The 18,260-nt window shown below is 56.2% G+C and carries 18 protein-coding genes; 7 read left to right on the plus strand and 11 right to left on the minus strand.

Annotation, left to right across the window (positions count from 1 at the left end; genetic code table 11):
• Positions 1-9: 9 nt before the first annotated feature.
• The 7 genes from ureC to ttdA form a co-directional block, all read right to left on the minus strand.
• Positions 10-1,713, minus strand: a complete 1,704-nt coding sequence (gene ureC / locus ACQ0PY_RS03645; RefSeq protein WP_109739822.1) for an urease subunit alpha — start codon at positions 1,711-1,713, stop codon at positions 10-12.
• A complete protein-coding gene (locus ACQ0PY_RS03650) occupies positions 1,706-2,026 on the minus strand; it encodes an urease subunit beta (protein ID WP_061070593.1) in 321 nt (106 codons plus the stop codon). Before ACQ0PY_RS03650 ends, ureC begins: the two co-directional genes overlap by 8 nt.
• Positions 2,027-2,035: 9 nt before the next feature.
• Complete coding sequence (locus ACQ0PY_RS03655; RefSeq protein ID WP_042998190.1) at positions 2,036-2,338, minus strand: urease subunit gamma; 303 nt, start codon at positions 2,336-2,338, stop codon at positions 2,036-2,038.
• Between the two features lie 9 nt (positions 2,339-2,347).
• Entirely contained in the window at positions 2,348-3,172 is an 825-nt protein-coding gene (locus tag ACQ0PY_RS03660) for an urease accessory protein UreD (protein ID WP_197028124.1), read from the minus strand.
• 123 nt (positions 3,173-3,295) lie between these two features.
• A complete protein-coding gene (locus tag ACQ0PY_RS03665) occupies positions 3,296-4,759 on the minus strand; it encodes an anion permease (protein WP_042998189.1) in 1,464 nt (487 codons plus the stop codon).
• Between the two features lie 48 nt (positions 4,760-4,807).
• Positions 4,808-5,413, minus strand: coding sequence for a L(+)-tartrate dehydratase subunit beta (ttdB, locus tag ACQ0PY_RS03670; protein WP_042324302.1), 606 nt, complete (start codon positions 5,411-5,413; stop codon positions 4,808-4,810).
• Positions 5,410-6,321, minus strand: coding sequence for a L(+)-tartrate dehydratase subunit alpha (gene ttdA, locus ACQ0PY_RS03675; RefSeq protein WP_086512708.1), 912 nt, complete (start codon positions 6,319-6,321; stop codon positions 5,410-5,412). The genes ttdB and ttdA overlap by 4 nt, the downstream gene beginning before the upstream one ends.
• 212 nt (positions 6,322-6,533) lie before the next feature.
• On the opposite strand from ttdA, the gene ttdR reads away from it, so the two are divergent.
• The gene (gene ttdR / locus ACQ0PY_RS03680; RefSeq protein WP_099433658.1) at positions 6,534-7,466 is read left to right on the plus strand and encodes an L-tartrate utilization transcriptional activator TtdR; all 933 of its coding nucleotides are present in this window, start codon (positions 6,534-6,536) and stop codon (positions 7,464-7,466) included.
• 32 nt (positions 7,467-7,498) lie between these two features.
• On the opposite strand, the gene plsY is transcribed toward ttdR, so the two are convergent.
• A complete protein-coding gene (gene plsY, locus ACQ0PY_RS03685; protein ID WP_042998187.1) occupies positions 7,499-8,116 on the minus strand; it encodes a glycerol-3-phosphate 1-O-acyltransferase PlsY in 618 nt (205 codons plus the stop codon).
• 106 nt (positions 8,117-8,222) lie between these two features.
• On the opposite strand from plsY, the gene folB reads away from it, so the two are divergent.
• Positions 8,223-8,588 carry a bifunctional dihydroneopterin aldolase/7,8-dihydroneopterin epimerase gene (folB, locus tag ACQ0PY_RS03690; protein WP_042998186.1) on the plus strand — a complete coding sequence of 122 codons (366 nt, stop codon included), beginning with the start codon at positions 8,223-8,225 and terminating at the stop codon, positions 8,586-8,588.
• Positions 8,589-8,738: 150 nt separating this feature from the next.
• The gene (gene bacA, locus ACQ0PY_RS03695; RefSeq protein WP_042998185.1) at positions 8,739-9,560 is read left to right on the plus strand and encodes an undecaprenyl-diphosphate phosphatase; all 822 of its coding nucleotides are present in this window, start codon (positions 8,739-8,741) and stop codon (positions 9,558-9,560) included.
• 47 nt (positions 9,561-9,607) lie between these two features.
• Here bacA and ACQ0PY_RS03700 read toward each other — a convergent pair whose 3' ends face one another.
• Positions 9,608-10,849: a multifunctional CCA addition/repair protein gene (locus tag ACQ0PY_RS03700; protein ID WP_044265588.1), complete on the minus strand. Its 1,242-nt coding sequence runs from the start codon at positions 10,847-10,849 to the stop codon at positions 9,608-9,610.
• 65 nt (positions 10,850-10,914) lie between these two features.
• Positions 10,915-11,535 (minus strand): TIGR04211 family SH3 domain-containing protein, encoded by a 621-nt coding sequence (locus ACQ0PY_RS03705; protein ID WP_042998183.1) that lies wholly within the window; start codon positions 11,533-11,535, stop codon positions 10,915-10,917.
• 241 nt (positions 11,536-11,776) lie between these two features.
• On the opposite strand from ACQ0PY_RS03705, the gene ACQ0PY_RS03710 reads away from it, so the two are divergent.
• From ACQ0PY_RS03710 to glgS, 4 genes are all read left to right on the plus strand, one after another.
• A complete protein-coding gene (locus ACQ0PY_RS03710) occupies positions 11,777-13,078 on the plus strand; it encodes a CYTH domain-containing protein (RefSeq protein ID WP_044328098.1) in 1,302 nt (433 codons plus the stop codon).
• A 107-nt stretch (positions 13,079-13,185) separates the two neighbouring features.
• The gene (gene glnE / locus ACQ0PY_RS03715; RefSeq protein ID WP_109739823.1) at positions 13,186-16,014 is read left to right on the plus strand and encodes a bifunctional [glutamate--ammonia ligase]-adenylyl-L-tyrosine phosphorylase/[glutamate--ammonia-ligase] adenylyltransferase; all 2,829 of its coding nucleotides are present in this window, start codon (positions 13,186-13,188) and stop codon (positions 16,012-16,014) included.
• Between the two features lie 47 nt (positions 16,015-16,061).
• Positions 16,062-17,495, plus strand: a complete 1,434-nt coding sequence (gene hldE, locus ACQ0PY_RS03720; protein ID WP_042998180.1) for a bifunctional D-glycero-beta-D-manno-heptose-7-phosphate kinase/D-glycero-beta-D-manno-heptose 1-phosphate adenylyltransferase HldE — start codon at positions 16,062-16,064, stop codon at positions 17,493-17,495.
• Positions 17,496-17,659: 164 nt separating this feature from the next.
• Entirely contained in the window at positions 17,660-17,866 is a 207-nt protein-coding gene (gene glgS, locus ACQ0PY_RS03725; RefSeq protein WP_080343280.1) for a cell surface composition regulator GlgS, read from the plus strand.
• A gap of 33 nt (positions 17,867-17,899) precedes the next feature.
• Here glgS and ubiK read toward each other — a convergent pair whose 3' ends face one another.
• Positions 17,900-18,196: a ubiquinone biosynthesis accessory factor UbiK gene (gene ubiK, locus ACQ0PY_RS03730; protein WP_042324283.1), complete on the minus strand. Its 297-nt coding sequence runs from the start codon at positions 18,194-18,196 to the stop codon at positions 17,900-17,902.
• Positions 18,197-18,260 lie beyond the last annotated feature (64 nt).

Below are 18,260 nucleotides of genomic sequence, written 5' to 3' on the forward strand. Positions count from 1 at the left end.
CTCGGCTCCTCAAAATAAAAAGTAACGTTGCGCCATCGGCAGAACGTCAGCGGGGTCGCTGGTAATGAGTTCGCCGTCGATGCGGACCTCGTAGGTCTGGGCATCCACGGTGATAGTCGGTTGCAGGCTGTTGTGGATCATGTCGGCTTTTTTCACCGTCCGGCAGCCTTTCACCACGGCGGTTTGGCTTTGCAAATTGAGCTGCTGTGCGACACCGTTTTCCACCGCCGCCTGCGACAGAAAAGTCAACCGGGAATGATGACGCGCCGCGCCGAGCGCGCCAAACATCATGCGGTAATGCACCGGTTGCGGCGTGGGGATGGAAGCATTGATGTCCCCCATTGGTGCGCAGGCGATCATGCCGCCTTTCACGATCGTTGCAGGCTTTACGCCGAAAAAGGCCGGTGACCAGAGCACCAGATCCGCCAGCTTTCCGGCTTCAATGGAGCCGACTTCGTGAGCGATACCGTGGGTCAGTGCCGGGTTAATGGTGTACTTGGCGATATAGCGCTTCACGCGCAGATTATCGTTCTCCCCCGTCTCCTCGGCCAAGGGACCGCGCTGAACCTTCATCCGGTGCGCCACCTGCCAGGTGCGCAGGATCACTTCTCCCACGCGCCCCATCGCCTGTGAATCCGATGAGGTCAGAGAAAACGCGCCAATATCGTGTAACACATCTTCGGCGGCGATGGTCTCCCGACGGATCCGTGATTCGGCAAAGGCCACGTCTTCGGCAATATCCGGATCGAGATGGTGGCAAACCATCAGCATGTCGAGGTGTTCATCAATGGTATTGACGGTATAGGGCAGCGTCGGGTTAGTAGAGGAGGGCAGGATATTCGGGTGCGCGCAGGCGGTAATGATATCAGGCGCATGCCCGCCGCCGGCCCCTTCGGTGTGAAAGGTGTGGATGGTACGATCGCCAATCGCCGCCAGCGTATCTTCGACAAAGCCTGACTCGTTCAGAGTATCGCTGTGCAGCGCCACCTGAATGTCCATCTCATCGGCCACGGTTAGCGCACAGTCGATAGCCGCAGGCGTCGCGCCCCAGTCTTCGTGAATTTTCAGGCCGATGGCACCGGCGGCAACCTGCTCGCGCAGTGCATCGGGGTGGGAGCCATTGCCTTTGCCCAGCAGACCGATATTGACGGGCAGCGTATCCGCCGCCTGTAGCATCCGGGCGATGTACCACGGCCCCGGCGTACAGGTGGTGGCGTTGGTGCCAGCTGCCGGTCCGGTACCGCCGCCAATCATTGTCGTCACGCCGGAGACCAGCGCCTCTTCCGCCTGTTGCGGGCAGATCCAGTGAATATGGGTATCCACGCCGCCTGCGGTCACGATCTTGCCTTCACCGGCGATCGCTTCGGTGGCGACGCCGATCGGGATCGTTACGTCAGGCTGAATATCCGGATTCCCGGCTTTGCCGATGGCAAAGATCCTGCCGTCTTTAATGCCGATATCCGCCTTGACGATCCCCCAGTGATCGACGATCAGCGCGTTGGTGATTACCAGGTCCACGCATTCCTGAGACGGCATCTGTCCCTGGCCCATGCCATCGCGGATCACTTTGCCGCCGCCGAATTTCACCTCTTCGCCATAGGTGGTGAGGTCGTTTTCCACTTCGATCCACAGATCCGTGTCCGCCAGACGTACTTTATCGCCGGTGGTCGGGCCGAACATGTCGGCATAGGCCTGCCGGGAAATCTCAGCCATGCTTCACCTCCAGCGCACCCATGACGTCGCCGCGAAAGCCAACAATACGCTGTGCGCCCGCCACTCGAACCAGTTCGACTTCTCGCTTTTGGCCCGGTTCAAAACGTACCGCCGTTCCCGCCGGAATATTCAGCCGAAAACCCAGCGCGGATTCGCGGGAAAAGCGGAGCGCCGGGTTGACCTCGTAAAAGTGGTAGTGCGATCCCACCTGAATAGGGCGATCGCCATGGTTTTCTATCACGATCGTGCGCGTTTCGCGCCCTACGTTGATCGCAATGTTTCCCGCTGCGATCCGGTATTCGCCTGGAATCATGGGTTCTCCTTAGACGATCGGGCTGTGAACGGTGACCAACTTCGAACCGTCCGGAAAGGTCGCTTCCACCTGGATGTCCGGGATCATTTCCGGAACGCCTTCCATCACCTGCTCACGGTTCAGAACGTGGCGGCCATCTTCCATCAACGAGGCGACGCTTTTACCGTCGCGCGCGCCTTCCATGATGAATGCGCTGATGAGCGCCACCGATTCCGGGTAGTTCAGTTTCAGACCCCGCGCCAGTCGGCGTTCTGCGACCAGCGCGGCGGTAAAGAGCAACAGTTTGTCTTTTTCTCTGGGGGTCAGTTCCATAAGCGTCTCTCAGGTTTGCCAGATGCGCGGCAGGTGCGGTGGTTTTTGGGTTAACAGCGGGCGTAAAAACTGCCAGATTTCGCGCATGACGCGCTGAACAATCAGGTTGTCGTCAGCCAGAAAACGAACCGTCAGCAGTGAGTCGACGAGCGTTGCCCCGGCATAATCACCGAGCGGAGCAAGACGTTCCCGCGCACCGTCGAGCATCTGTTCCGTAGCCGGATAGCAGAGCAGGGTACCGCACCACGGCTGGCTGGCGATGGCCGAGAGATCCCCATCCCTCAGCGTCAGGCGTTCAATGAGCAGCGGCTGCCCGTCGCGCCAGATCTCCAGACGGTTATGCAGCGTGCCGTGGCTGAACGTTTCTTGCATAACCGGTCGCCCGAGGCAGAGCAGATCCCAGCCCAGCAGGTGGCTTTCAGCGGTGAGATGAAATACGGAGCGGAGGCTGGCGTTAGCGCCGGGGAACAGGATCGTATCCTGCGGCAGCCATTCCAGCGTCGCGTTTGGGGCCAGCGTGAACGTCTGATGCAGGCACGCCTGTGGGCCTGCGCTACGATAAAACTTACCCGCGCCGGGCATGGTGATTAATACGTGACTGTTTTCGTCCAGCGTGACGGAAATGTGCAGCTCATCACCGCCGACAATTCCGCCGGGCGGGTGGAGTAAATAGAGGTGGCAAACATCGTCTTGCGGATAAAATGGCCGTTGAACCGTCAGGGGACCGACGTGGCGTGCATGGGTGAGCACCGTTTTGTGCGCGGTATGGCTAAACCGCAGGTCGAGTTCGGCCTGCCAGCCCCGTGTCGGTGTCTTGTGCGCAAGGGTTTCCAGAGCGTTTCCCTTCTCAGCGTGAGGGTGTTTGCATAGCAAAAAGTATGCCTCAGCGCGGCGGGAAAACGGTCATATGAGACGCTTATGGAAAAAAGGGGCGACAGCCCTGCCGCCCCAACGGGGTTAAAGCAAAACGAGAGGCATCCAGATAAGCCCGGTCGCCAGCAGCAGCACCAGGAAAATCAGACCGAAAATTGCCCCCAGCCGCCAGTAATCCACGGTCGGCAGATAACCGCTGCCATAGTAGATAGGGCTTGGTCCGGTCGCATACGGAGTGAGAATGCTGCCCAGACCAATAGCCGCACCGACCATCAGGCAGAAGACCGGTAAGGGAATTTCCGGCATCGCCAGCGCGGCGGCGATCATCATCGGTGCCAGCGCGGACGTATACGCCGTGGCGCTGGCAAAGAAGTAACGCAACAGCCAGAACACCACGATCAGCGCGATCATCACCATCACCGGTGAGTAGCCGCTCAATCCGCTCGCCAGCAGTTTGCCAAACCAGGTGATAAAGCCGGTGTTGTTCAGTCCGGTTGCGAGGGTGATAAGCGAGGCCAGCCAGAAGAAGACGTTCCACGCCGATTTATTACTGACGATGTCATCCCAGGAGATGATGCGCAGCACCAGCATCAGGGCAACGACGCTGTAACCGACCATCGCGGCATCGATGTAGTCCCCACCGAAGATCCACAGCACCAGGGCGCCTACCATCAGCACCAGCATCTTTTTCTCACGCGAGCAGAGCGGCCCCATCTCTTTGAGTTCCGATTCCGCCCAGCGTGGCACCTGATCGCCCGACTTCAGCACGGGCGGATATAGCACATAGGCGAGCCACGGCACCAACAGAACCAGCAGAATGCTCAGCGGCAGCATGCCTAAGAACCAGTCGCCCCAGCTCAGCGCCGTATGGGACGCGGTCTTCATCAGACCAATCAGCAGCAGGTTCGGTGCCATCGCCGTCAGGAAAATGGCGCTGGTCACGCAGTCGGCGGTGATCCCCATCCACATAATATAAGAACCAATGGAACGGGCGCTGGGATCGTTGGGTTTTGAATTATAGAGCGGCGGCAGGTTGCGGATAATCGGGTAGATGATCCCTGCGCCGCGTGCGGAGTTAGACGGTGTAACGGGAGCAAGAATCAGCTCGGAGAACATCACCGCGTAGCCGAGAAACAGCGTGCGGTGCCCCATTTTTTTCACCAGCATCAGCGCGATACGCCGACCGAGGCCGGTTTTTTCATAGCCGGTGCCAAACATGAAGGCGGCGAAAATCAACCAGATCACCGAGTTAGAAAAACCAGAAACTGCCCACGAGAGCGCTTTGGACGTAAATTTGAATCCGTCCTGGGCGAGTTGTTCGGGGCTGAACAAAAGCCACGGCGAGAGAACCGCGATAATTGATATCCCAATCATCGCCACGACTGCGCCGGGTACCGGTTCCAGAATGAGTCCCACGATAACCCCGGTAAAGACCGCAAAGTAGAGCCAGGTGTGGCTCTCAAGACCGGTGGGGACGGGCAAAACAGCAATAATGGCGATGACCACCAGCGGAGCCAGATATCGCCACCAACCAGATAAAGGTGCCATTGTCGTATCCCTGCGAAAGAGGGAGAGGCCGAGGCCTCTCCGGAAGGGTTATTTGATGTAATGCACGTGTTCGCAGATTTCGTCGACGATGGGACCGCGACGTTCGGCGAACTGTTTTTTGTTTTCGGCGATCAGGTTGTTGCCGTGGGTGTCGATAGAGACAATCAGCGGACCGAACTCTTTCACCCGGCAAACCCACAGCGATTCCGGCATACCGAGCTCCATCCAGTGTACTTCTTCGATCTCTTCCACTTGAGTGGCTGCCAGCACCGCGCAGCCTGCCGGGAAGATCACGTGTAGCGCCTTGAACTTCTGGCAACCTTCTTCCGTTAGCGGCCCCATGCCGCCTTTACCCACCACCAGTTTGACACCCGTCTGCTCAATGAACTCTTTTTCAAAGGCTTCCATGCGCATGCTGGTGGTGGGGCCGACGGAGACCATCTCCCATTTTTCACCGTTCTTACGCACGATCGGTCCGGCATGGAAAATCGCTTTACCGTTGAGGTCGTAGGGGATCGGGCGCTTTAGTTCGATCAGGCGGCGGTGGCAGACGTCGCGGCAGGTCACCAGCGTACCGGTCAGATAGATCACATCGCCAACGCGGATGTCTTCCAGGTCTTCGGCTTTGATCGGGGTTGTGAGGATCTTTTTCATAACGCGCTCCGGGTGTGAGACAGGTTTTCGAAGGAGAGGTCAGAATGGACCAGCAGCGTACCGCGACGGTGCGCCCAGCAGCCGGTAGAGACAGCGACGCCAATGGTCGACGGGTGACGCGCGGCGGATTCAATATGCACGCCCATCACCGAACTGTTGCCGGTGAGCCCCTGCGGGCCAATGCCCAGCCGGTTCAACCCTTCTTCCAGACGCAATTCAAGCTCTGCCGCTTTGGGGTTCGGATGGCGGGTGCCGATCGGACGCAGTACCGCTTTACGGGACAGCACGGCGGCGGTTTCAACGGAGGTGGCGATCCCCACACCGACCAGCACCGGCGGGCAGGCGTTGACGGCCAGCGTCGAGATGTTTTCAAAGACGAACTTCACCACGCCTTCGTAGCCTTCGGAAGGCATCAGCACTTTGGAGCGCCCCGGCAACGTGCAGCCGCCGCCGGCCATGTAAACTTCAATTTCCGCGTCTTCGCCATCAGGGACAATGTCCCATGTCACCCACGGTACGCCGCTACCGGTATTTTTACCGGTATTCACTTCGTCAAAAATTTCTACCGCGTTGTGGCGCAGCGGCGCTTTCACCGTGGCGTCTTCCACCGCTTGCTTGAGAATACTTTGCAACTCACCCAATAGCGGGAAACGGGAGCCAACCTTCACGAAGAACATGATCTCACCGGTGTCCTGGCAAGCCGGACGGTTAAGATCGATAGCCTTCTGCATGTTGTCGAACATCGTGTGGTAGATGATTTGCCCCATCTTTGAGGTTTCGGCATCCCGTAGCTGTTTTAATTTGTCCACCACATCGTCGGGCATGCGCGTGGAAATCATGGCGGTAAAATTGGCGACTATTTCCGTCAGCGTATTAACCGCATTTTGATTATTTTGATTGCTCATCATGTCAACTCCAGTTCTTTTATTTGTCTGGAAATAAATTCTCCCTCACAAACTACCATTGAATGTGTGGTTTTATATTATTTGCCACTGTGTATATGCAATTAACAGTTCGTGAATGATGCTGAAGAAAGATGATGAAAATTGAGCAAAGGCAGAGATTAACCTTAGATTGCGAATTACACTTCAGGTATCAATTATCATGGACACCCCGAAAAATGCTCAAAAACTGGCCCTTAGCCAAAGACCTTCAGGTGCTGGTGGAAATCGTCCATACGGGCAGTTTTAGCGCCGCAGCATGCGCCCTCGGACAAACGCCTGCCTTTGTGACGAAGCGGATCCAGATTCTGGAAACTACGCTCGGCACTACGCTGCTTAACCGCTCGGCGCGCGGGGTGGCGCTGACGGAAAGCGGTCAGCGTTGTTATGAACAGGCACTGGTGATCCTGACGCAATATCAGCGCCTGATTGATGATGTGACGCAAATCAAAACGCGCCCGGAAGGGATGATTCGTATTGGCTGTAGCTTCGGATTTGGCCGCAGTCATATTGCACCTGCGATTACCGAATTGATGCGCAATTATCCTGAGTTACAGGTCCATTTTGAACTCTTCGATCGGCAAATTGATTTGGTTCAGGATAATATCGATCTCGATATTCGTATTAACGATGAGATCCCGGATTATTATATTGCGCATTTGTTAACAAAGAATAAAAGAATATTGTGTGCTTCCCCAGAATATTTACAAAAATATCCTGAACCCAAAACCTTGCAGGAATTAAGTAACCATGATTGCCTGGTGACAAAAGAGCGTGACATGACGCACGGAATATGGGAACTGGGAAATGGCACGACGAAAAAATCGGTCAAAGTGAGCGGGCATCTCTCTTCCAACAGCGGTGAAGTCGTTCTGCAATGGGCGCTGGAGGGCAAAGGCATCATGTTGCGTTCAGAGTGGGATGTGCAGCCGTTTCTGGTAAGCGGCAAACTGGTGCGAGTGTTGCCGGAATATGCGCAGAGCGCCAACATCTGGGCGGTATATCAGGAACCACTGTACCGCAGCGTGAAGCTCAGAGTCTGTGTGGAGTTTCTGGCAGCATGGTGCCAGCAGCGCTTAGGCAAGCCGGACGAGGGCTATCAGGTGCTGTAGGCCGGGCTGGACAACGCCATTTCCGGCCAACTTCACTCGGGATCTTTCTCGCGTCTCTTGCGCAGTTTGGTCCAGATTTTCGTTTCCTGGCGGCGCCACAGGCGCTGGATGTTGTCATGATGGCGCAGCAAAATCAGGCACGACAGCATGGAGACCGGGAAGGTGAACTGCGGTTTGAACCACCAGACATAGAACGGGGCAATCAGCGCGCTGACGATCGCTCCCAGCGATGAATAGCCGCTTAACAGAACGGTGAGCAACCAGGTGCCCGCCATTACGCCGGTGAGATCCCAACCGATAGGCGCGATAGCGCCAAAGGCTGTTGCCACGCCTTTTCCTCCTTTGAAGCCAAAGAAGACTGGCCAGATATGCCCCAGACAGGCGGCGATGGCGATAAGACCTAACCAGAACGGGCTAACGCCCAGCGCATACGCGCCCCAGACGGGCAACATCCCTTTCAGGACGTCGAAAATCAGGACCGCTGCGGCTGCTCCCTTGCCACCGATTCGTAACACATTGGTCGCGCCAGGGTTGCCGGAGCCGCTGCTACGCGGATCGGGCAAGCCAGCAATGCGGCAGACCAGAATGGCACTGGAAATGGAGCCGCAGAGGTACGCGAAGAGGATCATTCCAGGCGCGATTGCACTCATAAGCTGTTCCGTTTTGAAAATGTCGTGTAAAACGCTACTTCTGTGGATAATACGCATATTTCGCCGGAAGTGGTATCCGGGTTAGCCAAAAAGCAGGCAGGTCGTGATGGATATTGTATTTATAGAGCAACTTTCGGTAATCACCACTATTGGTGTTTACGACTGGGAACAGACGATTGAACAGAAGCTGGTGTTCGATATCGAAATGGCATGGGATAACCGAAAATCAGCAAAAAGTGACGATGTCGCCGATTGCCTGAGCTATGCGGATATCGCCGAGACGATTGTTAATCATGTAGAAGGCGGGCGTTTCGCGCTGGTGGAGCGCGTTGCCGAAGAGGTGGCCGAACTGCTGCTGACGCGCTTTAATTCGCCGTGGGTGCGCATCAAACTCAGTAAGCCCGGCGCGGTGGCGCGCGCGGCCAATGTGGGCGTAATCATTGAGCGTAGCAATAATCTGAAAGAAAAATAATTATCTTCATATTTGTTAAACCAAACGGATATAAAAGAGTCCTATACCCGTCATACTTCAGGTTGCATGTGCGTTGGCTGCACGCAAATTATTGAGGGTATGAAGCTGGATCATTTTGCGCTGTAAATTTTTCTACTTAGGGGTTTATTGATGAGCGATATGCACTCGCTGCTGATTGCGGCAATTTTGGGTGTGGTCGAAGGATTGACGGAGTTTTTGCCAGTTTCCAGCACCGGACACATGATCATTGTGGGCCACCTGTTGGGATTTGAGGGTGATACGGCAAAGACGTTTGAAGTGGTGATCCAGTTGGGGTCCATTCTCGCGGTAGTGGTGATGTTCTGGCGGCGTCTGTTTGGCCTGATCGGTATTCACTTTGGTCGTCCGTTGCAGCGTGAAGGGGAAAGTAAAGGCCGTTTAACGCTGATCCACATTCTGTTGGGGATGATCCCGGCGGTGGTGTTGGGACTGGTCTTCCACGATACGATCAAATCGCTGTTTAACCCGGTTAATGTGATGTATGCGCTGGTGGTGGGCGGTTTACTGTTGATCGCTGCAGAGTGTCTGAAACCGAAAGAACCGCGCGCACCGGGTCTGGACGACATGACTTACCGTCAGGCATTCATGATTGGCTGCTTCCAGTGCCTGGCGTTGTGGCCGGGTTTCTCCCGTTCCGGGGCGACCATTTCCGGCGGGATGCTGATGGGTGTGAGCCGTTATGCCGCGTCTGAATTTTCGTTCCTGCTGGCCGTACCGATGATGATGGGGGCCACCGCATTGGATCTCTACAAAAGCTGGTCGTTTCTGACGGCGGCTGATATCCCCATGTTTGCCGTCGGTTTTGTCACCGCCTTCGTAGTTGCATTGGTTGCCATCAAAACCTTCCTGCAATTGATTAAGCGGATCTCCTTCATACCGTTCGCGATCTATCGTTTTATCGTCGCCGCGGCGGTCTACGTGGTGTTTTTCTGACCGACCTCTCATGCCGGATGAGCGCAGCGCCATCCGGCATTCACACCTTAATTGACCGCCTTCGGGAAGCGAGTCTCTTTCCAGCGGGCAAGCGCCGCAATCCGGCGTCGGGTCAACTCCTCGCGAATCTCAATACCTTTAAATCCGGCCTCGACAACGTCTTTGGTGGGCACCGATTGCGCCACTTTCCACGCTTCCCGCAGCAAACGCCCCTGCGGATAATCCGCGGCTTCAAATCCCGTCCGTCCGCGCACGTCAGCTTCGCTGGTGAGCGCAATTTGCTCTACGCGTTGCGGTTTGCGCCAGGCATCGATTGAATCAAACAGTTTCACGATGGTTTTAGGTTGCAGTATCGGGAAGGTATGAATGAGATCGTGGAACTCCGCCACCAGTTTGGCTAAATCACGGATTTCATTCGGGACGCGCAGGCGCTGGCATAACTGTTCGACCAGTCTGACGCCCGCCGGGCCGTGCCCGTGGTGACGCGGCCAGAGCTCCGGCGGAGTCAGGCCTTTGCCGAGGTCATGACACAGCGTGGCAAAACGCACGTCAACTTCCGGACTGAGCAGCGCCGCCATCGACAACGTCATCAGGGTATGAATCCCGGTATCGATTTCCGGATGCCACTTCGCCGGAGCAGGGACGCCAAACAGCGCATCAACCTCCGGGAACAACACGCGTAGCGCGCCACAGTCGCGTAAGACCTGGAAATAGACCTGCGGGTTACGCGTGGTTAACGCGTTCTCGGTCTCTTTCCACACGCGCTCTGCCGTCAGGTGTTCCAGTTCACCGGCGTGCGTCATTTCGCGCATCAGGGCCATGGTTTCGTCAGCAATGCGGAAGCTCAGATGCGCATAGCGGGCGGCAAAACGCGCCACCCGCAGGACGCGAAGCGGATCTTCATTAAAGGCTGGTGAAACATGGCGCAGCAGGCGTTGCTCCAGATCGCGCCGACCGTGATAGGGATCGACGATCTCACCGTCACCATCTTGCGCCAGGGCATTAATGGTCAGGTCACGGCGCTGGAGATCGTCTTCCAGCGTGACGTCCGGCGCGGCATAACAGGTGAATCCGGTATAGCCCGAGCCAGACTTACGCTCGGTACGCGCCAGGGCATACTCTTCGTGGGTTTGCGGATGGAGAAAAACAGGAAAATCGCGACCTACCTGCTGGTAGCCCGCGTCGAGCATTTGTTGCGGCGTGGCACCAACCACCACCCAATCTTTATCTTTAACCGGTAGCCCTAACAGCGTATCCCGAACCGCACCACCGACCAGATAAATCTTCACGCCACACCACCTCTCCAGGGAAATACAATCCCTTAATCATATGACAGTGTGGCGGAGAAGGCGATTTAGTTCATCCAGCGGTCTTTGCGTTTTCGGCTTGGGATCATGTGCGGCAGGATCAAACCGAGCAGCAGGCCAAGTCCCAGCACGCCGCCGCCATACATAAACCACTGCATGATGATGGTGCGTTGCTTATCATCAAGCTGCAAATTCGCGGCGCTGACCTTCTTCTGCGCCACAATCAGCTCGTTCTTCAGCTTCTGATTCTCTTCTTTCAGCCCATTGATCACGCTGTCGCTCTGCGACACTTTCTGCTGCATGTCAGCCGTGCGTTGATTCCAGGTGGTGTCAATATTGTTGAGCTTATCGGTCAGCGTTTTGACCTGATTTTCCAGATCCGGCACGCGGGTGCGCAGGCTGGGCGTGCTGTTCAGCTCTTTCATCGGGATCCAGGCCGTCCGCCCGGTGCTGTCTTTAACCTGCGCGTAGTTCGTGTTGGCGTCAGTTTGTAACAGTGTGACTTCTTCGCCCGCGTTGACCGTGCCAACGAGGCGATAATTATCCCCCGGACCACTGCGGACCCAGGTGTTCAGTTCATCAGAGACATAGCGCTTTTCTTCGGCGTGAGACACGGCAGTAGCGCTAAGTGCGAGTAACATAAATCCAATCAGGCGTAATTTTGGCATCAGGCTGTCGTTATTGTCATAGAAAGTGGAACGATAGTAGTGGTATCAGTGTCTCTACGCAAAGCATTCAACATCAATCGGAATCATCTGTGTCCGGTTTACCGCTACTTCAAAACTTTTACGCCCGTCAAATTGCTCGTTGCATGGCAATTTGGCGCAAAATACTATCTACTGACAAAAAAGATCACCGTAAGTTCGTCGTGATTCTCTCTTATGTGACATAACCGGTAAGTACAAGGCCATGGCTCAGGAAATTGAATTAAAATTTATCGTTAATCACGACGCCGTGAACGCGCTGCGTGACCATCTGAATACGCTCGGAGGCGAGCATCATGCACCCAGCCCGTTGTTGAATATTTACTACGAGACCGAGGATAAGTGGTTGCGTGGTCACGATATGGGGCTGCGTATTCGTGGGGAGAAAGGTCGCTATGAGATGACCCTAAAAATTGCCGGACGAGTGACCGGCGGTTTACACCAGCGACCGGAATACAATGTTCCCCTGAATGAGCCCACGCTGGATTTAACGCAATTTCCGCCGGAGGTGTGGCCCAACGGTGAGCTGCCTGCCGATCTCCTCTCCCGCGTGCAGCCGCTGTTCAGCACCGATTTTGAACGTGAAAAATGGCTGTTGACCGTGGATGGCAGCCAGATTGAAATCGCCCTCGATTTAGGCGAAGTGAAAGCAGGTGAACTGGCGGAGCCGATTTGCGAGCTGGAGCTTGAACTGCTGAGCGGCGACACCCGGGCGGTTCTGAAGCTGGCGAATCAGCTGGTGAACCAGGCGGGTCTGCGCCAGGGCAGCCTGAGTAAAGCGGCGCGTGGATATCATCTGGCGCAGGGGAATCCTCCACGCGAGATCAAACCGACTGCGGTGCTGAAAGCACCCGCGAAAGCCAGCGTGGAACACGGGCTGGAAGCCGCTCTGGAGCTGGCGCTGGCACAATGGCAGTACCACGAAGAACTCTGGGTTCGCGACAATAAGGCCGCGAAGGCGCATGTGCTGGCCGCGATGGGCCTGGTGCGTCACACCCTGATGCTGTTTGGCGGCATCGTTCCGCGTAAAGCGAGCGCTCACTTACGTGATCTGCTCACCCAGTCGGAAGCGACCATCGCTTCTGCGGTTTCTGCCGTGACGGCGGTGTATACCACCCAAACGGCGATGGCGAAACTGGCGCTGACTGAGTGGCTGGTGACCAAAGCCTGGCAGCCGTTTCTGGATGCAAAGGCGCAGGCCAAAATGGCGGATTCTTTCAAGCGCTTCGCCGATATCCATCTTTCGCGTACCGCCGCTGAGCTGAAAAGCGTTTTTGGACAACCGCTGGGTGACCAGTATCGCGATCAGTTGCCGCGTTTACGCCGCGATATCGACACCGTTTTGCTGCTGGCGGGGTATTACGATACGCCGGTGGTTCAGGCCTGGCTGGAGAACTGGCAAGGGCTGTATCACGCTATTGCCAACGGCCAACACATTGAAATTGAACATTTCCGCAATGAGGCGAACAACCAGCAACCGTTCTGGTTGCACAGCGGGAAACGATAACCGGAGTGCCTGATGGCGCTGCGCTTATCAGGCCTACGGATCGACATGTTTTGTAGACCGGATAAGGCGTAATGCCCCCATCCGGCAACGTTACAAGGAACCTTTTAATGAAGCCGCTTTCGTCACCGTTACAGCAGTACTGGCAAACCATTGCAGAGCAGTTACCTGAATCCGTATCTGGCGTACAAGCGAAGTCAGTACTTACATTCAGTGATTTTGTGCGGGACAGCATCATTGCACATCCTCACTGGCTGACGGAACTGGAAAGCGCGCCGCCGCAGGCCGATGATTGGCAACAATACGGCGAATGGTTACAGGCGGCGCTGGCAACGGTGAATGATGAAGCGGCGCTGATGCATGAGCTGCGTCTGTTTCGCCGCCGCGTGATGGTGCGCATTGCCTGGGCGCAGGCGCTGTCGCTGGTGGACGATACCGACATTCTGCAACAGTTAAGCCATCTGGCCGAAACGCTGATCGTCAGCGCGCGCGACTGGCTGTACGACGCCTGCTGTCGGGAATGGGGAACGCCGTGCAGTCAGGACGGTATCCCACAGCCGCTGCTGATTTTAGGCATGGGCAAACTGGGCGGCGGTGAGCTGAATTTTTCTTCGGACATCGATCTGATCTTTGCCTGGCCTGAGCACGGCTCTACCCAGGGGGGACGCCGCGAACTCGATAACGCGCAGTTTTTTACACGCATGGGGCAGCGGCTGATCAAGGTTCTGGATCAGCCTACCCAGGATGGTTTTGTCTATCGGGTGGACATGCGGCTGCGTCCGTTTGGCGACAGCGGCCCGTTGGTGCTGAGTTTTGCGGCGCTGGAAGATTATTACCAGGAGCAAGGGCGCGACTGGGAGCGCTACGCGATGGTCAAGGCGCGGATCATGGGCGATACCGACGGTCGTTATGTCGATGAACTGCGCGCCATGCTGCGCCCATTCGTCTTCCGCCGTTATATCGACTTCAGTGTGATCCAGTCGTTGCGCAATATGAAGGGGATGATTGCCCGTGAAGTTCGTCGCCGGGGGCTGAAAGATAACATCAAGCTCGGCGCGGGCGGCATTCGCGAAATCGAATTTATTGTGCAGGTATTTCAGTTGATTCGCGGCGGGCGTGAGCCGTCGCTGCAATCGCGTTCACTGCTGCCGACGTTAAGCGCGATCGCCGCACTGCATTTGCTGCCGGAAAACGATGCCGAACAGTTGCGACTGGCCTACCTCTTCCTGCGTCGACTGGAAAACCTGCTGCAAAGCATTAACGATGAACAGACTCAGACGCTGCCGGGCGATGAACTTAACCGGGCGCGGCTGGCCTGGGGAATGAATGCGGATAACTGGTCGCAGCTGATGGAAACGCTGGAAGGGCACATGGCGAACGTTCGGCGCGTGTTTAACGAGCTGATAGGCGATGACGAAACTGACACGCAGGAAGATGCGCTCTCGGAACAGTGGCGCGAACTGTGGCAGGATGCCTTGCAGGAAGATGACACGCCGCCGGTGCTGTCGCATCTTACGGATGACGATCGCCTGCGCGTGCTGGCGTTGATTGCCGATTTCCGTAAAGAACTGGATAAACGCACGATAGGCCCGCGCGGTCGCCAGGTGCTCGACCACCTGATGCCGCACCTGCTGAGTGATGTCTGCACGCGCCAGGACGCGTCTCTCCCGCTGTCGCGCATTACGCCGCTGCTGGTGGGGATTGTCACCCGCACCACCTATCTGGAGCTGCTGAGTGAATTCCCCGGCGCACTGAAGCATCTGATTTCGCTCTGCGCAGCGTCGCCGATGGTCGCCAGTCAGTTGGCGCGCTATCCGCTGCTGCTCGATGAACTGCTCGATCCGAATACGCTCTATCAGCCGACGGCGACCGACGCGTATCGTGATGAGTTACGTCAGTATTTACTGCGCGTCCCGGAAGATGATGAAGAACAACAGCTGGAAGCCCTGCGGCAGTTCAAGCAAACGCAACTGCTGCGTATTGCCGCCGCGGATATTGCCGGTACGCTGCCGGTGATGAAAGTCAGCGACCACCTGACCTGGCTGGCGGAGGCGATGATTGACGCCGTTGTGCAACAAGCGTGGCTGCAAATGGTGGCGCGCTACGGCCAGCCGACGCATCTTACCGAGCGTGCAGGACGCGGTTTTGCGGTGGTAGGCTACGGCAAGCTGGGCGGTTGGGAATTGGGCTACAGCTCCGATCTCGATTTGATCTTCCTGCATGACTGCCCCGTTGACGTGATGACCGACGGTGAACGGGAAATTGACGGGCGGCAGTTCTATCTGCGGCTGGCGCAGCGCATTATGCATCTGTTCAGCACCCGCACCTCCTCGGGCATCCTGTATGAAGTGGATGCCCGGTTGCGTCCGTCTGGGGCTGCGGGGATGCTGGTGACTTCCACAGAGTCCTTTGCGGATTATCAGAAAAATGAGGCCTGGACGTGGGAGCATCAGGCGCTGGTGCGCGCACGAGTGGTTTACGGCGACCCGCAACTGACCTCGCAGTTTGATTCGGTGCGTCGCGATATTATGACGCAGCCTCGCGATGGCAAAACGTTGCAGAACGAGGTGCGCGAAATGCGTGAAAAAATGCGCGCGCATCTGGGCAATAAACATCGCGATCGCTTTGATATTAAAGCTGATGAAGGCGGTATTACGGATATCGAATTTATCACGCAATATCTGGTGCTACGTTATGCCCATGACAAACCCAAACTGACCCGCTGGTCGGATAATGTGCGCATTCTGGAACTGTTAGCGCAAAACGACATTATGGACGAGCAGGAGGCGATGGCGTTGACCCACGCCTACACCACGCTGCGCGATGAGTTACATCACCTTGCCTTACAGGAGCTGCCAGGCCATGTGACGCAAACGTGTTTTGAGGCGGAACGTACGCTGGTGCGGGCAAGCTGGCAGAAGTGGCTGGTTGAAGAATGAAGTGTGCTATTATCGCGCGCAAATTTTGAATCTCTCAGGAGACAGGAATGAAAGTAACGCTGCCAGAGTTTGAACGTGCAGGAGTCTTGGTTGTCGGTGATGTGATGCTGGATCGCTACTGGTACGGGCCCACCAGCCGTATTTCACCTGAAGCGCCGGTACCGGTGGTGAAAGTCGATACCATCGAAGAACGTCCGGGCGGTGCGGCGAACGTGGCGATGAACATTGCCTCTCTGGGAGCAAATTCGCGCCTGGTCGGACTGACCGGTATTGACGATGCCGCGCGCGCGCTCAGCAAAACGCTGGCGGACGTGAACGTGAAATGCGACTTTGTTTCTGTCCCGACCCATCCTACTATCACCAAACTGCGCGTGCTTTCACGCAACCAGCAACTGATTCGTCTCGACTTCGAAGAAGGTTTTGAAGGTGTGGATCCGCAGCCGCTGCATGAGCGTATCAACCAGGCGCTGAGCTCGATTGGGGCGCTGGTGCTGTCTGACTATGCGAAAGGCGCGCTGGCCAGCGTTCAGCAGATGATCGCGCTGGCGCGTAAAGCCGGAGTGCCGGTGCTGATCGATCCGAAAGGGACTGATTTTGCCCGCTATCGCGGCGCGACGCTACTGACGCCAAACCTCTCTGAGTTCGAAGCGGTGGCAGGAAAATGCAAAAGCGAAGAAGAAATTGTTGAACGTGGCATGAAGCTGATTGCCGATTTCGAGCTTTCCGCGCTACTGGTCACCCGCTCCGAGCAAGGGATGACACTGCTGCAACCGGGCAAAGCCCCGCTGCATATGCCGACGCAGGCGCAGGAAGTGTATGACGTGACCGGTGCGGGCGACACGGTTATTGGTGTGCTGGCGGCGACGCTGGCTGCCGGTAATTCGCTGGAAGAAGCCTGCTTCTTCGCCAATGCGGCGGCGGGTGTGGTGGTCGGTAAGCTGGGGACCTCCACTGTGTCGCCTATCGAACTGGAAAACGCGGTACGCGGCCGTGCGGAAACCGGCTTTGGCGTGATGACAGAAGACGAGCTGAAGCAGGCCGTTGCCAGTGCCCGTAAGCGTGGTGAGAAAGTCGTCATGACCAACGGGGTGTTTGACATTCTGCACGCCGGTCACGTCTCCTATCTCGCAAACGCACGTAAGCTGGGCGATCGCTTAATTGTCGCGGTCAACAGCGATGCATCGACGAAACGGCTGAAAGGGGAAACGCGCCCGGTGAATCCGCTCGAACAGCGGATGATCGTGCTGGCCGCGCTGGAAGCCGTTGACTGGGTGGTCTCCTTTGAAGAAGATACGCCGCAGCGCCTGATTGCAGGCGTATTACCGGATCTGTTGGTGAAAGGTGGTGACTATAAGCCAGAAGAGATTGCCGGTAGTGAAGAGGTGTGGGCCAACGGCGGCGAAGTGCTGGTGCTCAACTTTGAAGACGGTTGCTCCACCACCAATATCATCAAAAAAATTCAGAAAGACAGCGATAAATAACCACTGGCGGTGATGTCTGGAAATCGGGCATCACCCGTGTTCCCAAAGTGTGACATCAGGCAACTGATTTGCGCACAATATGTACAAACCTGCTACGCCTCCCGGTAAATACTGGTATCAGAAAAAAGCATATGACCTTAACAGAGATTCACCGACTGGAGGATATGCTAATGAACAACAGTGTTTATTCGATGAACAATTTCGATTTCCTGGCGCGGAGTTTTGCCAGAATGCAGGCTGAAGGTCGCCCTGTTGATATCCAGGCGGTTACCGGCAATATGGATGAAGAGCACCGCAGCTGGTTTTGCAAACGCTACGCGCACTACTGCCAGCAGGCAATGAACGCCAGAAAGTTAGAAGTGGAACATTGATATGTCAACGGGCCTTGCGGCCCGTTGCTGTTTTTACGCTTGCGGTTCTACTGGTGGGATGGCGGGCGCAGGTTTGACTTCTTCAGTGGCCTGACGCGCTTCCAGCTCGCTCAAACGTTGCTCCAGCAGCGCCAGCTTTTCACGGGTGCGTAGCAGTACCTGGGTCTGAACATCAAACTCTTCGCGGCTCACCAGATCGAGACGCGTCAGCTGAGATTGCAGCGTTTGACGGATTTTCTTCTCGACATCTTCCCCGAACTCCCGGATCCCTTTCGGCATCGACTCGTGAACCTGGCGAGCGATCTGCTCAATTTTTTTCGGGTCAATCATAGTGGTTTCCCTGAACTGGTAAGTGTTAACGCTCATTGTAGTGCGATCTGCGTAAGGCATAAAC

It is taken from the genome of Citrobacter sp. LST-B2 (genome assembly GCF_057983045.1).